Source organism: Nostoc sp. ChiQUE01b (assembly GCF_034531255.1).
GTDB lineage: Bacteria > Cyanobacteriota > Cyanobacteriia > Cyanobacteriales > Nostocaceae > Nostoc.
Map to the genome: position 1 here is coordinate 69,086 of NZ_JAVRBM010000037.1, position 15,516 is coordinate 84,601.

The window sequence follows — 15,516 nt, forward strand, 5'->3', positions numbered from 1 at the left end:
TGGTGATTTAATTGAAGTTTGGCAAGATGGAGGAGTATTCAAGTCCACAAGTTGGTTTAATAATGGTCAAGGTTTATTCGTTTAAAGAGCCATCACTGAAGGTGAATTGTTATTTTAGGGTATTCAGTTTGCAACTATCGAGAATATACCAGCCGACTTTTCAAATTTTCAGGATATTCAGTTTGTTTAGATTTTAGAGGTTGTTTTAAAAGTCCCAGAAGGTATAATTTTCTAGTTCTAATTTGGATCAACGACAACGAAAAAACAAGGTTTCAGGCATGTACTGAGATGCTTGGTTGTGTTCACCATGAGAGTAAAATACCCTTTTAAAACATCCTCTTAGCCGAATTGTTCCATTGCCCATTTGATGTCTATAACGGTTGTAAATTGAGTCCAATACAGACCTAAGCCCCAACTCCTTCCCTTCAAGGGAAGGGCAGGGTGGTTTCATACGAAAAAAGAAAAATACATAGGTTTGAAACCCAGTTTTAGCAGTTCAAAACAATAAGAACATCCCAAATATGCAAAATTACCTCAATTTATTCGTATTTTTACAAAGTTGGGACGCTCTCTTTTGTGTTTACAGAACAATACAGTTCACTAAAGTTCACTTAAACATTTATTGCTTCTCTTCCTTTGCTTCCTTTACAGTTCGTTAAAAAAAATCGACTTTCACAAATAGTTAAAGCTTAACCCAAGCGGATTGATTTATAAAATTAGACGCTCAATTTTTGCTTGGACTTCTTCAATTAACGTGAGTTCGACGGATCTAAAAAACCCCTCTCCAAACCTCTCCCCCACAGGGAGAGAGGCTTTGAAACCATGATTTTCTCGTTGTCAACTAAGAATATTTCTGCCCCTCTCCGACGCGGAGAGGGGTTGGGGAGAGGTTCATCGAACTGACGTTCAATTAGTTCTTGTGCAACTTTCCCCTTAATTTGGGATTTGGAAGCTTTGCAAAATGTAACTGGATAACTCACAAAATCCATCGCCTTCGGCAGCTGCGGTCATATAAGCGGGCTGATGTTGCAATTTATCTGCATATTCCAGCACATTTGCCACGCCTACAGAAACAGGAAAATAATGGGGATCGAATAAACTTTCATCATTAGGACTATCGCCTACAGTGACAATTTGTTCTGGTGAATAATCAGGCAAGTATTCGCGTAATACCTGCAACAATCCTACAGCTTTATCTTGCCCTTGGGGTTTAATGTGACACTGCACGTTGCTATAGGTAAATCCCCAACCCATTTGTTGACAGAGATTGTCTATCGTTTGTAGTTCATCTTGACTCAAACCAGCTACATCAAAAGTCCAGTCGGTGATGCGAAAGCAATTATCAGCAGATTCTTGGATTTGGGGAAATTTAGTTTGTAAATTCTCAAAAGTCGTAGCCAAGTGCTGGCGATGTTGAACTAAATCAGGAATGGGTGTTAAAACTATTGGTTTCTGATTTCCAGGTGGAAAGTACAAACCGCCATTTTCTGCCATTGCACCTGCCACTGGCATTAAACTACTCAATCCACTTACCCACCCAGCAGAACGTCCAGTGACAATTAGCACCTGAATATCAGCTGCGGCTAAGTCCTCTAAAGCTTGTAGCAGTGCTGGAGTAAATTTTCCTCGTCTAGTCAGGGTTCCATCCATATCTGTGGCTATCAAACGAATCTTGTTAAAGCTTGTAGATGAAACCTCAGATAGGGGAGAGAGGCTCAAATGTCTGGACATATACGATTTGTAAAAGGCTGTAAAAAATATTAATCATACAGCAAGATGACCTTGAAGATTTGGGCATCCTAAACATCAGGAGTCAAGTTTTTCAGTTTCCAACCATGTCCACTTCAATGTTTCTTGCCCAATCCTCCGGGAAAAAGACTACTAAAAAGGCATCCCAGGAAGTGCCAGCAAGTAATCCTCAAATACCACCTTTATTGTTGGTAACTTCTGGAGGACTGGCTTTAGTGGTGATTGCTTTGATTGTGTATAGTAAACTCCAGATAGATAAGCTGGAGAAAAAACTTAAGTTTGAACAATTCCGCGCGCGAGAACTAGAGAAAAAGTTTAAGCTGGCGCTGGAAACAATTCGCAAAATGGAAACTAATCCTGATTTGGTGAATTCACGAGACTTTAACCTGGATTATCTGCGAATGCGGATGTCAGAGGAGGTGTTTCATTTTGCAATTCTTAATCAAATAAAGATTCAGATCAAAGAGAAAATTTCTCAAGCCCTGCGTCCAAATCAAGCCCAACAAGGATCGGTCGGAATTGCTAATAGTGCTGGACGGCAAGTAGATGAAATTTTTGATGTCGAGTATGAGACTGGTAGTCCAGGGAATTCTGCTAAACGGGTGCTGTTTCGGATTCAAATCAAGTTAATGAAGTTACCGACGCAAGCAACTTCTGCCACTATTAGTCAAATTATTGATTGTATAGAAACTTATCTAAGCCCTATAGAAGACGAAGATAGTTGGCAACCAATAATTCAAGGTCGGATTGCGACCATGCATTGGGATCAAAAGGCTAAACCTACGCCTCTACTAGTACTGGAACAATCGAACGAAGGGGTGAATGTAACTTTTCGTACCAGTCGCCAACCAAATACTCCAACTCCACCAAAGTCACCTGGAAATAAAAAATCAGGCTCGGCTAGATGATATAGCAAGGGACTGGGGATGGTGGGGCCCCTGAAGGGGATAAGGGGTAATGGGGACTGGGTGAAAAGTCTTTTGGTGTCTAAGTTTTATCATCTCTTGATGTCCTAACCACCAAGGCTTGTGCTATAAATTATGGCTGTCATTAGTCATTGGTCATTCACAAAGGACAAAGGACTAATGACAAAGGACAAATGACTAATGACAAATGACAAATGACTAAAATCATGACTGAATAACTGTATTAGAGGAATTACGGGTTAAAAGACCATCTTCCATTTCTACGATGCGATCGGCGATGTCTAAAATGCGGTTGTCGTGTGTCACTAATAAGATAGTAGTTCCCTGATTTTTGGCTAGACTCTGCATTATTTCCACAACATCGCGTCCTGATTGTTTGTCTAATGCTGCTGTTGGTTCGTCTGCTAGTACCAAGGGGGGACGATTCACCAAGGCGCGGGCGATCGCAATTCTTTGTTTTTGTCCACCAGAAAGATTGTCTGGGTAGTAATCAACTCGTTCTTCTAGACCAACAGACCTTAGCATAGCTTTTGATTTAGCCATTGCTTCTGTTTGAGAAATATTATCGTTCAATTCCACTGCCATTTGCACATTTTGCTTGGCTGTCAAGAACCCTAGCAAATTGTGAGCTTGAAAAATATAACCAATGTTGCGTCGCATCTGCACTAATTTGTTTTGACTGACGCCAATAAGTTCTTCACCTAAAAATTTTAAACTTCCTTGTTGTACAGACCGCAAACCACCAATTAAGCTCAGTAATGTTGTTTTACCTGAACCTGATGGCCCAGTCATAATCACAATCTCACCTGGATAAATTTCTAGGTTGATATCAAATAATATCTGTTTTCTCAGTGCGCCTTTGCCATAGAAGTGATTGAGATTTTTAATGGCGATTACAGGTTGTTTTTCGATCATATTTTTGTTAGTTATAAATTAGTATTTCCAAAATTAAATTTGCTTATTTATTATCATAAATCAAACTTATTATGAATATCTTTTAATTAATATTGTATTAATTAAAAGATATCTGCTGGATCGGCAGAGCGTAATTTTCTAACTGCGATCGCACCAGAAATAATGCACATTAGCATAGTCAAAATCAATACCATTGCCGCTCGGTCAAAACTCATAAAAACTGGTAAAAGTGTTGCATTTCTGGCGCTATTATACATAAATAAGGCAAAAACTATTCCAGGAAAATATCCTAAAACTGCTAATAATAAAGCTTCTTGAAGAATAACTGTCAATAAATAGTTTTGTGTATAACCTATTGCCTTGAGAGTAGCATACTCAGCTAAGTGGTCTGCAACTTCTGTATAAAGAATTTGATAAACAATCACAGTCCCCACAATAAAACCCATGACAGTCCCTAATGTGAAAATAAAGCCAATAGCTGTACTATTTGCCCAATAATTCCGCTCAAAGTCAATAAATTCTTGTTTAGTTAAAACATTTACTTCATTAGGTAAATACCTGCGTAATTCTTGGGCAACAACATTAGCATCGGCTCCTGGTTTTAATCTAATTATCCCAAGATCAATTAATCCTTTTTGACGATTGCTGAATATTCGCAGAAAATTGATATCACTCGTAATTAAATTACCATCTGCGCCAAATGATGCGCCTAATGTAAATAGTCCTTCTACTTTAACTCGCCGCCTTCGTACTTCTGCTGTTACAGTCTTTCCTTGGTCATAATTAGCAGCGATCGGGCCATATTCTACCCTAGAAGAACGGTCAAATAGAACTACATCAGGTAGTTTAAGTTTATCTAAATTTTCCTGAACTCCAGGTAAGTTAAGTAGGTTAGTTTCTGGGTTCATTCCAAAAATTAAGATACTCCGAGGCCGGCCTGTTACAGGATTTTTCCAGATTGTAAAGTCTAAATATATCGGATGTACTGATTGAACTGCGGGTAATTCTAAAGCTTTATATAATCGTCTTTGAGAAAAGCTTCTCATCGCCAATATAGCGTTAGATTGACTATTAATTAAAACAATATCGCCTTGCAAGCTGTTATGGAATCGAACGTTACTATAATACAGAGCATCCCGAAAACCGAGTTGCATAAACATTAAAATATCAGCAAAAGCAATTCCTGCTAAAGCTACAGCTAGGCGAGTTTTTTCTCTTGTCAGTTGTAGCCATGACAAAGGTATTTTTTGATTCATTTTCTAGGTATTTCAGCAAGTTTAGCGATTTTAGATTTTCAACCCATTATGGTGATACCCGTACCGAATTTATAGAATGTTTAAAATTGATTAAACAGACTATTAAAGAATATTTTTAATCCAAAATATCAAATTATGAATTGGGATTACTGCTTACCTACAACTTAATTAATTATTAATATCCACAAGAACTTTGGCGTAAGTTAAACCAGAAACTTTTTGGCTATCTTCTGGAGACAGAGCAATTTTAACTTCTACAACTCTGGCATCCACATCTGCTGCTGGATCTGTATTCAGTACATCTTTTTTACCAATTTTTCTGCCAATTTCAGTAACAGTTCCCTTTAATTCGCCGCTAAATGCGCCGTTATCACTGGTGATAGTAGCATTTTGACCAAGACGTACTTTACCAATGCTGTCTTCAGCAACTTCAGCAATTACAAACATTTGGTTGGTTTGGCCAATTTCAGCAATGCCATTTGCGCCGATCGCTTCACCCGATTTGGTGTAAACCTTTAAAATTTCTCCAGCGATTGGTGCTTGAACGTAGCTTAACCTTAGTTCTGCTTCGGCTTTTCTGACATTTGCGATCGCATTACTAACTTGGGCTTGTGCTACTTGCACATCAGTAGGACTAACATCTAAAATTCTGCTTAGTTTGGCCTTTTCTTCATCGATTTGTCTTTGCAAAGTTGCTACAGCTTTATCGCGGTTAGCTTTAGCTTCGATTAACTGCTGTTGCAAAGTTGCTAAATTTTGTATTTGGTTGGCTCTAGCCTCAGCAAGTTGTTGTCGCAAAGTTGCCAATGTCTGCTTTAGGGTAGCTTGGCTTTCAGCCACCTGCTGATTAGCAGTTATTGCACTCAAGCGTCTTCTGTCTCGCTCTTGCTGAGAAATCGCACCTTCTTTGTATAAAAAATCATAGCGTCCGGCATCGACTTGAGCATTGCGCTGTTCGGCTTGAATACGTGTAAGCGTTGCCCTCAGAGCATCTCTTTGCCCACTGAGTTCAGCTTCTAGGCGATTCACGGTTGCTTGTTGGACAAGTTTATCACCACTTAACTGAGCTGCAATCCGGGCGATCGTTGCTTGTTGAGCATTCCTTTCGCCAAGTAACTGCGCTTGTAGGCGAGCAATAACTGCTCTTTGAGCTTGAATATCTCTTGGAGAGCCAGCCCTGACTTGTGCTAAATTCGCACGGGCTTCTTGGACTTTCGCTTTTGCCTCTTGTAGTCCGGCTACTTGGGTATCGCGGTTGTCCAAAATTGCCACAATTTGACCTTGCTTTACCTGTTCACCCTCTTTCACCAGAAGTTGCTGAATTCGCGACGATGGCGCTAATCCTGATGATGGGGCGGACAATTTAACAACTTCGCCTCGCGGTTCCAAACGCCCTACAGCACTAATGCTATTGGTAGATGGCATTACTGGTACGGATGTAGTTAGTTTTCTTAACTGCTCGATTTTAGCCGTACCTAGTATCCCAGCGGCGATTACTACTGGTACGGCTACAGCGATACCCCACCAAATCTTCGGTTGTTCATGATTTAGTGTCTGTTCACTTGGCTTCGGCTTTTCAGTCACCCTTGACATAGTATGTTGCCCATTTACCTGAATTGTGCTGATGGAAGTAAAAATAAAAAGGTTTTTAATCAACAGCCAGCTGTTAGGACAAACAACAGTGGTTTCAAGCTGGGTATGGCTTAAAAATCCATTGTGTGATGAACGTTCAACACTATGGCTTTACAAAATGGTGTTTTCTATAGCCGCTCATACCAATTCAAAATTCAAAATTAAGAAAGCCAGACAGAACAAAGGTTTGGGAGTATGTATCTGTCGCATTCTTTTTTCAAATTGGTATCATTATCTATGCAATACACTTTGATCTCTCTTTTAAAAGGAGAGAAGCTTTGAGGCTTACTAAGTTTAGATGTGTATTGAAACTGAGAAACGCTATAGTAGCTGGCTATTTAATAACTGTGAGTATTATTGAGACATGAGTGCAATGGGAGTTAGCAGAATTCACAAGCAGTATGAATCTAGATATAAAGACGCGATATATCACGTCTCTACACAAAATCCTAAATTGGTATGATGCGGTACTTTACTGCTACATTCATTACGGCTATAGTTAGTCACAAACTTGAAAAGAAACATCAAAAATAGACTGTTGCCTTTGTTCGACACAATCTTGCTACAAAAGTTAGTCTTCCTTAAGTCAATCAACGATTAACTAACTAAAAAAATATCTATCAACTTCAGCATTCTTAACATCAGAGTTTCCTTAACTTTCTGGTCAATGAGTTAGCTGTCTCTAGTTGTTTGCACCTACCAAGACAACAAACCATTTTGTAATATTCGCTTCAAAGACCTTACTATTCTCTCTGTTACTGTTTTGGAACTCCATTAAACTCTCGTTGAATGAATTCTACATTTATCCGTTTCACGAAAACGTAACAGAGCTTACAGATGGGGGAGATGAGGGGGATGGGGGAGGGGATGATTAAGTTGGGAGGTCGAATAAAACTGTGGTCATGTAATTTTCTGCCCAAGCTGGGCCAAAGGCTTTTTCTAGTACGCGGCGGGTTTTATCGTTTTGCTGCTGTTTAGTGCAGTAGTTGTGTTGTCCAGCAAGATTTTGGGTGACTTGTTCAACTGAAACAGGACGTGAGGCGATCGCTTGGGTGCAATGAATGTCTAAAAATTCTCGCACCCGCGACAGAAACATTGTTTCTTCTTCTGGGGAACTGGGGCGGACAAAGATACAAAAATCCGAAAAAATATTTCCCCATTCAGGTAATTCACGGGGTTGGGAAAAGTTAAGCACTGTTAGTTGTGTCAGTGCAGAAGTATAAGATTCTGGTAAGGTGCGTTCTAGTTGAATTGGAGAAAGGTCTGCGATCGCTGCACTAATTTGACCTCTACCCCCAACTAAATCACAACCAAACATCGGCAGGTTGTATTCTGGACGAGGAAACATGACGCAATGCAAAATATCCAACATATTTCCGATTTTTGCCAGTTCCAAGTGCATTTTCCGAAACTGGGGCGTTTGATAGCAACGGTTTTCAATCGTCAGTTTTTCGCCTTCTAGTCTACCTTCCACATACCCCAACTCATTAGGCAAATGGTAGGGGGATAAATCCAGGTGCTGATGCCAAGCTGCCTCAATACAATCAGCTAGCTGACGAATTAGGGGATGTTGTTGCTCACGCAGCGAGGGCATAGAAGTAAATGACATATCTAGTTGGGAATGCGATCTAGTGTCCAGTCTACAACCTGTCGTGCCATACCTGTTGTGGTCTGCAATATAAGCAAACACTTACACCCAGCCAACGTAAATTTATAAGACAGATGCTTTTCACAAGGATTATTTATTTTGTAGTCTAGGTTACAGAAATAATTTTAGATTAGCCCATTTGTGAAGGTTAATAGAAAGCTATGAAACTAGATTCTCATAGACCGGATTTTGCTGTGCAAGCAAGAAGGCACAACCTGGAAGGCTTACAGAGGTTCAGAGCTTCTACTTGGGTAAACCTTTTGCAACTTCCCAACCCCTTTAGTTTTGACGAAGCACTTTTATTGTGTCCAGTTTCAGCAGATGAGTGGCTAGCCTGGATTCCAGATCATGGAGAGGCAATACTCAATATTAGGCAATTTAGTTATTAGTTATTGGGGATTGGGCATTAGGGATTGGGCATTGGGCATTGGGCATTTGGTTATTCACTTTGGACAAATGACAAATGACAAATAACAAATGACTATTGCCATAAATCAGTGACATCGTATCCCAATTCCTCTAACATGTGCCGCAGCAGGGGTAAACTGAGTCCAATTACATTGCTGTGACAGCCTTCGATTTTTTCCACGAAGAAACTTCCAAAACCTTCTATGGCAAAGGCACCAGCACACTTGAGGGGTTCACCTGTGGCAACATAAGCTTTAATTGCCTTCTCGCTCATTTGAGCAAAGTAAACTCTTGTAACTTGAGACTTGACTAAAGTACGGTTTTGGTCAGGGTCAATTAAGGCGTGACCGGTGTACAAGTCGCCAAAGTTACCTTGCATTATCTGCCAACGAGCGATCGCTTCAGAAAAGTCTGCTGGTTTGCCGTAAATTTCACCATTGATGGACAAAACTGAATCACAACCCATAATCAAAGCTGATTCAAACTGTGGGGCTACAGTTTCCGCTTTATACTGGGCAAGAGTTTTGACCAATTCTGCTGGTTCACTTAATTCAATTTGCGACTCATCAAAGTCACTTGGTTTAACTATCGGTTCAATACCAACAGTTTGCAGCAAGCGGCGTCGGGCTGGGGAAGCTGAGGCAAGTACAAAAGGTGGAATTTTCATGAGATTTTAGAAAAATTTGTTAATTGGGCATTGGGCATTGCGCATTGGGCATTGGTAAATAAGTTTTTTTCCTATCCCCCAATCCCCATTCCCGATTCCCTACTCCCCAATTAATAAACAGAAAAAGAATTGACAACCTCATCAATCATTCGTTTGACTTTCTGCCAGCGTTTTTCAGGAATTGAGGCGTTGAAGGTAAAAAGTTTACCACGGCTCACAGCAACACTGGCGATGTTGTGTCGTTGCTGTTGATTGGGGAGTTTAACCTCATACTCTAAAAGGTAGTATGTTTTACCGTCTACTTCTCGCTGTGCAGCATTGACTAATTCAGCCGAACGACCAGAGTCAGGAGGCGCGAGAGCCGCTTTTCCTAATTTGTATCCTACTTCTGTTGGGGTTCCCAATTCTGACAAAGTTTTGCCTTCAGGAACTGGGCTAATCACAACCGAAACATTTTCAGACACTTCAATCAAATCGTGGAAAACCACATCTGGGCCGTTAGCAACTTTAACTGGCAGCCAGCCGTTAGGATATAAAAACTGATAGCCATCACTACTGTCTACAAAGCTTTTGAGTCCAGCCGCAGCCGCTACATCCGAATTACTCAGACTGAAGCTCAACACCAATAGCAAAATTAATACAATTCGTTTCCACATTTCTAAAGATTCCTTTGGGCTGGAGATAACACAAGGCTTGCATCATTTCTCGTCTTTATTCTCCCACCAACCGGGACGCTTCGGGTAATGCATTAGATGGTGAGGTATAAATGCCCAAATGTATCTTTTAAAAAAACGCAGAGGCACGCTAAGAAAAACGCAGAAAATAACTCCGCGTCACTTTGCGTAAACCTTTGCGTTCCTTTGCGTTTCAAAACAAATCTAGTAAATAGGAGAGGCAGATAATTCTACCTCTCCTATGGGGATAAACTAATTACTTAAAGCTAGGAAGCTTTTAGTATCTGTTGGGTTTGTGAACAAGAAAGCTGAGAATTTGGCACTGCTTGATGTTGTCAAAACCAACAACACGGATATAGCTGTTGTTAAATTGAGAACGGCATCCTTGAACTTCGCTCAGTACTTCTTGAGTTGATCTAGCACCGAACAAAGGCAGCTTCCACATTGTCCAATATAATTCTGTTGGCTCAGAAGTTTCGTTAAACTCGATCGCAGGAATGTAACCTTGATTCAAAATGTACTGGATCTGCTTGGAAATTTGAGCATCAGACAGAGGGGGAAGATAAGAAAGGGTTTCGTAACGACGCTCTTTTGGTAAAGTTTGCATAGCTTTTGATAATGGGTTGCGATTTTTACTAGTAGATTGACCGAACTAATTGGATAAGTTATCCAAATTCTGATCTGAAGTTGCTTGCTGTTCTGGTTGTGGACTGGGGGTAGATGTGTCTATTTGTGTGATGCGTTCTAAATGCTGGCGACGCTGTTCCATGTTGGCTTGCTGAATGCCAGTGCGAACCATTTCCGGTAAAAATTCTGCAATTTCTTCGGCAATGTGTTCCCTGACAGTCATGATTCGCAAAGCCAAATCTGGTTTTTCTCGCAACAGTTGCTCAATGTATGATTCACCATTCTGAATTTTGCCAGACGAAAAGTTATGCAGCCAAAGTTCTAATGGAGGATTAGTTTCCCCTAGCTGTGCCAATACTGTCCTTAGAGCCTGATAAGTCAGATAGCTTTGGAGAGTTTTGGCTGTGTCCTTCGCAATTTGCTTAAGATTCATGCTTGACCCCAGCCCTGAAGAGTTATGAGTTATGAGTTATGAGTTATGAATTAATGCAAATCCTAACTCCTGTACAGACGCGATTAATCGCGTCTCTACTTCTAACTCTTAACTCTTAACTGTTAACTCAGATCAGACGGTATCCATTGCTTCAAACTCGAACTTGATTTCTTTCCATAGTTCGCAAGCAGCAGCCAGTTCAGGAGACCACTTGGCAGCTTCGCGGATGATATCGTTACCTTCACGAGCCAAGTTGCGGCCTTCGTTACGAGCTTGAACAACGGCTTCCAAGGCGACGCGGTTAGCGGTTGCACCAGGAGCATTACCCCAAGGGTGTCCCAGAGTACCACCACCGAATTGTAGTACGGAGTCATCACCAAAGATTTCTACCAGTGCGGGCATGTGCCATACGTGGATACCACCAGAAGCAACTGCCATTACACCAGGTAGAGAAGCCCAGTCTTGGGTAAAGTAGATGCCACGAGACTTGTCTTGCTCAATGTAGTTTTCACGCAACAGGTCAACGAAGCCCATTGTGATACCACGTTCACCTTCCAACTTACCAACAACTGTACCAGTGTGGATGTGATCGCCACCAGATAAACGTAGGGCTTTAGCCAATACACGGAAGTGGATACCGTGGTTCTTTTGACGGTCAATTACAGCGTGCATAGCACGGTGAATGTGCAGCAATAGACCATTGTCGCGGCACCAACGAGCCAATGTGGTGTTGGCTGTGAAACCTGCGGTGAGGTAGTCATGCATGATGATAGGCATTTTGAGTTCTTTGGCGTACTCAGCCCGCTTCAGCATTTCTTCACAGGTGGGGGCGGTGACGTTGAGGTAGTGACCTTTAATTTCACCGGTTTCTGCTTGGGATTTATTGATAGCTTCAGCTACGAACAAGAAGCGATCGCGCCATCTTTGGAATGGTGCGGAGTTGATGTTTTCGTCGTCTTTGGTGAAGTCCAAACCACCGCGTAAGCACTCGTATACAGCACGTCCGTAGTTCTTAGCGGAAAGACCCAATTTGGGCTTAATGGTACAACCCAACAAAGGACGACCGTATTTGTTTAACTTGTCGCGCTCAACTTGGATACCGTGAGGAGGCCCTTGGAAGGTTTTGATATAAGCTACTGGGAAACGGATGTCTTCTAGACGCAGTGCCCGCAGAGCTTTGAAACCAAATACGTTACCGACAATTGAGGTCAATACGTTGGTTACAGAACCTTCTTCAAACAAGTCCAAAGGATAGGCAACGTAACAAATGTACTGGTTGTCTTCGCCCCGAACTGGTTCGATGTCATAGCAACGACCTTTGTAGCGATCAAGGTCGGTGAGCAAATCTGTCCACACAGTTGTCCAAGTACCTGTGGAAGATTCAGCCGCAACAGCCGCACCTGCTTCTTCGGGAGGAACTCCGGGCTGAGGTGTCATGCGGAACGCAGCTAGAAGATCGGTATCTTTTGGAGTGTAATCCGGTGTGTAATAAGTTAGTCTGTAATCTTGAACCCCGGCTTTATACCCAGATTTGCTCTGAGTCTTCGTTTGAGCGTAAGACATAATTTTATCCTTCCCTGAAATCACTCTTATTAATTATCAAATCACGTTTTGTGCAACTTCCCCTCACCCCGCTCTTGCCCCCCTTGAGCGAGGGGAAGATCAGAAAAATTTTTTGTTAGGAGTTGCCTTTGGCAAAGGTTAGCAGCTTTTTGGCGGCGGACACTTTGGTAGCGGTGGTAGCCCTCCTCACCAGTGTTTTCCCCTTCTAGGGGTACACGACCTAGCGCTTCTACTGTTTCCTCTTGCTAAAAATCAAAATTCTTTTTTACTTCTTCTTCGCACCCAACTAAACCTTCTCAATTTCACCAAAACTTCCGCCTTTTGTGGCTTGATTTAGATAATTCCCCCATAAATCAGGGTATTCAGGGGATTGGGCTGGCTGGCACACATTCCCGCCTTTACACTCCTTATACCTTTCCCTTTGATCGAAAAGATACCAGAAAAGAATTTACTTGACAGAGATTTAGCAGAGTGGTGAGCAAAAGATAAAAGAATTGCACACCACGTAATTTGTAACTTGTTTCACAATATATCAAGAATTCGATAAGTTATTCTTTGAAAGTTTTTAACTTATCTATTTAATTTTGTTATTACATAAAGATTTAAACTTTTTGTTACAAAAGCTTTACAAAATGTCATAAATGGGGAGTAGGGAGTGGGGAATAGGGAATAAGGATTGGGAGGCTGGAGGGGAAAGATTTGCTGCAAAGAAACTCATCTCATGAGGTACTGTTACTAATTATTCTCCCCATTCCCTACTCCCGACTCCCCACTCCCCATTCCTGAATGTTTAAAAAATCCCAGCTAGGGGAACACTGAAATTAACCCAAAGCCAGTTTAGGTAAATGCTATGGGTACTGTCTCCAAAGGAAATGTCACCGTGGTATTGTTTTACAAGCGTACTAGTTTATTGATTACTTCTATTTTGCTGGGGTTGATAGCTTTGCCAAATATGGGATGGGCACAAAAAACCCCTGAGATTAATTCATCTGATGTAACCCCCACTTACCCACTTTCCCCACCGCCACCGCGAGTAGAACCTTTGCCTGATGAGCGAGGAGTTGAAGAAAATTCGCCAAAAACTGATTATCGTGTTGGTAACTTACTAGGAGATGTTACGGGTAATCTTTGGGTAGGTTCTTGGCGGGGACTATCGCGAATTGATCCTAAAACTGGCAAGATTATTTCTCGTGTTAGCTTACCAAATGTTGCCATTGGTGCTTTAGCCCAAGACAAAGTAGGACGTTTGTGGGTAGGAAGTTATGAAGGACTAGTTCGAGTTGACCCCCGTACTAACGAAATCACTGCACAAAATTTATTTTTGCCTTCTAAACGGGTGTTGTCACTGTTACTTGACAAACGGGGTTATCTGTGGACTGGAACTGATAGCGGTTTAGCTCTGATTAGTCCAGACCAAGGCTTGATTATGACAACATTAAAAAATCTGCCTGGTGTCAGCGCCAACGCCCTGACTTTAGATGCTGAAGGTCAATTGTGGGTTGGTACTCTGGAAGGATTGGTACGGGTAAATACTGCTAGTGCTGCGATTATGAAGCGAATAGCCGATTTACCAGGGACGACTGTACAAGCTTTAGCTATTAGTCCAGAAGGGTTAATTTGGGCGGGAATGCCGAATAATTTGCTAGTTATTAACCCAAAAACTGGTGCAGTGTTGCGGTCTGTAACTCGCCTGCGTGGGCGTGACGTGACAACGGTACGTTTTGCTAAAGATGGTAGTCTCTGGGTCGGGACTAATAATGGTTTGTTACGATTAAATCCAAATACAGGAGCTGTATTAGACGCAGAAGTTGCTGGACTTCCTTCTAGTCGGGTTATTACCCTTGCACCTGACATCGGCAATAAATTATGGATTGGCACTAGTGAAGGTCTAGCTTGGTTAATGCCTAAAACGGACAGTGCAAAACCCCATATTGCTTTCAGTCGCGCCGTTAAATGATTAGTTAAGAGTTATGAGTTAGGAGTTATAAGTTAAAAAATTTTTTAAATTCAAAACTCCTCACTCCTCACTCTTAACTCCTAACTCCCTACTCCCCACCTAGAAAAATGGCAATCACTACCCAGCAATTAATTCAATGGAAACAACAGGGACGTTCAATTGTCGCGTTGACCGCCTGGGATTATGCGATCGCTCAACTCCTCGACGCAGCTGGTGTAGACTTAATCCTCGTGGGTGATTCTATGGCAGTAGTTTTAGGGTATGAAACAACACTGCCGATAACTTTGGATGAGATGATATACCACGCTAAATCCGTGCGTCGAGGAGTTAAACGCGCCTTTCTGCTTGTTGATTTACCGTTTTTGAGCTATCAGGAAAGCATCCAACAAGCGATACATTCAGCTGGTAGGGTATTGAAAGAGACTGGAGCGCAAGGCGTCAAGTTAGAGGGTGGTTATCCAGAAATGGTAGAAACTGTTGCCCGTTTGGTGCAAGCTGGAATTCCAGTCATGGGTCATGTAGGTTTGACACCGCAATCGGTACATCAACTTGGTTTGCGACAACAAGGGAAAACCCAAGAAGCGAGTGAGAAGATTTTACAAGAAGCGATCGCTTTAGAACAAGCGGGTGTTTTTGCCATCTTGTTAGAGCATATACCCGCAGATTTGGCAATGCAGATTACACAAAAACTGAGCATTCCTACAATTGGTATCGGTGCAGGGCCTCACTGCGATGGACAGGTTTTAGTTACCTCAGATGTAATCGGACTTGCCGAGAAGCAGCCACCATTCGCCAAAGTTTACACAAATTTGCGCCAGACGATTACTAAAGCCGTGCAAGATTATGCTCTGGAAGTGCGAGAGCGAAAGTTTCCTGAAAAAAGTTAAATAAATCAGGTGCTAATCAAGAACATAAAAAACCCCGACTTGATAGCCGAGGTAGATGGGAGAAGTCCAAATGTCGATGGGATATTGTAAAACCGAAGTCTGTTTTTCTTAGTTAACACCCAATAGACCCGTCCTAAAACTTGCAAGCAAGTATATATAAGGCTTTGAGACCGC

General features: G+C 41.7%; 14 protein-coding genes. 4 read left to right on the forward strand and 10 right to left on the reverse strand.

Going from position 1 to position 15,516, the window contains the following annotated elements; all coding sequences use genetic code 11:
• Positions 1-933 precede the first annotated feature (933 nt).
• Complete coding sequence (locus tag RMY63_RS22985) at positions 934-1,731, reverse strand: HAD family hydrolase (protein WP_322730928.1); 798 nt, start codon at positions 1,729-1,731, stop codon at positions 934-936.
• Positions 1,732-1,835: 104 nt separating this feature from the next.
• Between RMY63_RS22985 and RMY63_RS22990 the strand changes: the two genes are divergently transcribed.
• Entirely contained in the window at positions 1,836-2,657 is an 822-nt protein-coding gene (locus tag RMY63_RS22990) for a hypothetical protein (RefSeq protein WP_322730929.1), read from the forward strand.
• A gap of 222 nt (positions 2,658-2,879) precedes the next feature.
• Here RMY63_RS22990 and RMY63_RS22995 read toward each other — a convergent pair whose 3' ends face one another.
• The 4 genes from RMY63_RS22995 to RMY63_RS23010 all read right to left on the reverse strand — a co-directional run bounded on the left by RMY63_RS22995 (position 2,880) and on the right by RMY63_RS23010 (position 8,087).
• The gene (locus RMY63_RS22995; protein ID WP_322730930.1) at positions 2,880-3,590 is read right to left on the reverse strand and encodes a DevA family ABC transporter ATP-binding protein; all 711 of its coding nucleotides are present in this window, start codon (positions 3,588-3,590) and stop codon (positions 2,880-2,882) included.
• Positions 3,591-3,691: 101 nt separating this feature from the next.
• Positions 3,692-4,846 (reverse strand): ABC transporter permease DevC, encoded by a 1,155-nt coding sequence (gene devC, locus RMY63_RS23000; protein ID WP_322730931.1) that lies wholly within the window; start codon positions 4,844-4,846, stop codon positions 3,692-3,694.
• Positions 4,847-5,014: 168 nt separating this feature from the next.
• Entirely contained in the window at positions 5,015-6,439 is a 1,425-nt protein-coding gene (locus RMY63_RS23005; protein WP_322730932.1) for an HlyD family efflux transporter periplasmic adaptor subunit, read from the reverse strand.
• A gap of 910 nt (positions 6,440-7,349) precedes the next feature.
• Positions 7,350-8,087, reverse strand: coding sequence for a phycocyanobilin:ferredoxin oxidoreductase (locus tag RMY63_RS23010; protein WP_322730933.1), 738 nt, complete (start codon positions 8,085-8,087; stop codon positions 7,350-7,352).
• 200 nt (positions 8,088-8,287) lie between these two features.
• Between RMY63_RS23010 and RMY63_RS23015 the strand changes: the two genes are divergently transcribed.
• Positions 8,288-8,515: a hypothetical protein gene (locus tag RMY63_RS23015; protein ID WP_292774263.1), complete on the forward strand. Its 228-nt coding sequence runs from the start codon at positions 8,288-8,290 to the stop codon at positions 8,513-8,515.
• Positions 8,516-8,607: 92 nt separating this feature from the next.
• Here the strand turns inward: RMY63_RS23015 and RMY63_RS23020 are convergent, their stop codons facing one another.
• The 5 genes from RMY63_RS23020 to RMY63_RS23040 form a co-directional block, all read right to left on the reverse strand.
• On the reverse strand, positions 8,608-9,201 hold the full coding sequence (locus RMY63_RS23020) for a nucleoside triphosphate pyrophosphatase (RefSeq protein WP_322730934.1): 594 nt from the start codon (positions 9,199-9,201) through the stop codon (positions 8,608-8,610).
• A 110-nt stretch (positions 9,202-9,311) separates the two neighbouring features.
• Positions 9,312-9,857 carry a photosystem II reaction center PsbP gene (gene psbP, locus RMY63_RS23025; RefSeq protein WP_322730935.1) on the reverse strand — a complete coding sequence of 182 codons (546 nt, stop codon included), beginning with the start codon at positions 9,855-9,857 and terminating at the stop codon, positions 9,312-9,314.
• A 295-nt stretch (positions 9,858-10,152) separates the two neighbouring features.
• Entirely contained in the window at positions 10,153-10,482 is a 330-nt protein-coding gene (locus RMY63_RS23030; RefSeq protein WP_322730936.1) for a ribulose bisphosphate carboxylase small subunit, read from the reverse strand.
• 45 nt (positions 10,483-10,527) lie between these two features.
• Positions 10,528-10,935, reverse strand: a complete 408-nt coding sequence (rcbX, locus tag RMY63_RS23035) for a RuBisCO chaperone RbcX (protein WP_322730937.1) — start codon at positions 10,933-10,935, stop codon at positions 10,528-10,530.
• Between the two features lie 132 nt (positions 10,936-11,067).
• Positions 11,068-12,498: a form I ribulose bisphosphate carboxylase large subunit gene (locus RMY63_RS23040; RefSeq protein ID WP_322730938.1), complete on the reverse strand. Its 1,431-nt coding sequence runs from the start codon at positions 12,496-12,498 to the stop codon at positions 11,068-11,070.
• 850 nt (positions 12,499-13,348) lie between these two features.
• Between RMY63_RS23040 and RMY63_RS23045 the strand changes: the two genes are divergently transcribed.
• Positions 13,349-14,455, forward strand: coding sequence for a ligand-binding sensor domain-containing protein (locus tag RMY63_RS23045; protein ID WP_322730939.1), 1,107 nt, complete (start codon positions 13,349-13,351; stop codon positions 14,453-14,455).
• A 107-nt stretch (positions 14,456-14,562) separates the two neighbouring features.
• Entirely contained in the window at positions 14,563-15,342 is a 780-nt protein-coding gene (panB, locus tag RMY63_RS23050; protein WP_322730940.1) for a 3-methyl-2-oxobutanoate hydroxymethyltransferase, read from the forward strand.
• The last annotated feature ends 174 nt before the right edge of the window (positions 15,343-15,516 follow it).